The following is a 438-nucleotide window of genomic DNA, read 5'->3' as shown; positions in this document are numbered from 1 at the left end:
GAGATAAGCAAGGCGTCCAGATCCCGAAAAAGAGAGATATGTCCATCGGTATGCCCTGGGGTGTGGATCCAGCGCCATTCAGGCAGAGGCGGAATACTGCCGTCAGCAGGCAGGGCGATCACGCGCTCTCCGAGATCGATTGCACCGCGTGGAAAGATTGGAGAAATATAAGACATAAGTCCGCCACCCACGCTGGGATCCGGGGGCGGATACGCTTCTTTTCCGGTCAAATGGGGCAGTTCCCCCTCATGCGCATAAACGGGAACATCCCATGCTTGCACCAATTCCGCCAGTGCCCCTACATGGTCGAAGTGGCCATGCGTAAGCACAATCGCCTTCGGACGGCTGCCCTCGCCATACCGCTGCTTTGCCGCTTTGAGAATCATCGGTGCTGAGTAAGGGATTCCCGCATCCACAAGCACCCACTCGCCCGAGGGC

The 438-nt window shown here is 58.0% G+C and carries 1 protein-coding gene; it reads right to left on the bottom strand.

Features of this window, described 5'->3' with window-relative positions; all coding sequences use genetic code 11:
* Positions 1-438 (bottom strand): MBL fold metallo-hydrolase (locus tag MXD62_RS10185; protein WP_368862376.1); only part of this gene is annotated, 438 nt, incomplete at both ends.

The sequence above is a fragment of the Frankia sp. Mgl5 genome, assembly GCF_023242985.1.
In the GTDB taxonomy this organism is placed as follows: Bacteria; Actinomycetota; Actinomycetes; order Frankiales; family Frankiaceae; genus Parafrankia; species Parafrankia soli.
This window is presented reverse-complemented; position numbering and strand designations above follow the sequence as displayed.